The 332-nt window shown below is 41.9% G+C and carries 1 tRNA gene and 1 rRNA gene; both read left to right on the top strand.

Annotated features, from left to right (window positions below):
* Positions 1-128: 128 nt before the first annotated feature.
* A 5S ribosomal RNA gene (gene rrf / locus AT575_RS10245) occupies positions 129-242 on the top strand.
* Positions 243-257: 15 nt separating this feature from the next.
* Positions 258-330: transfer RNA gene (locus tag AT575_RS10250), tRNA-Val, on the top strand.
* The last annotated feature ends 2 nt before the right edge of the window (positions 331-332 follow it).

Below are 332 nucleotides of genomic sequence, written 5' to 3' on the forward strand. Positions count from 1 at the left end.
CTCAAGACATTTTATCTAATTGACTAGCTTTTTAGTCCGAGTACAATTTTGATAATAGAAAAGTTTATTGACATAGAGGTAGACTTCTTGTTAAGATATAGTTATTCAATTTTGAGTGGACTAAAAAGTTAAGTGACGATAGCTAGGAGATACACCTGTACCCATGCCGAACACAGTAGTTAAGCCCTAGAACGCCTGAAGTAGTTGGGGGTTGCCCCTGTTAGATACGGAAGTCGCTTAGCTTAGGAACACTCAATGGGAGTTTAGCTCAGCTGGGAGAGCATCTGCCTTACAAGCAGAGGGTCAGCGGTTCGAACCCGTTAACTCCCATA

This window comes from Streptococcus penaeicida, from assembly GCF_002887775.1.
Taxonomy (GTDB): Bacteria; Bacillota; Bacilli; order Lactobacillales; family Streptococcaceae; genus Streptococcus; species Streptococcus penaeicida.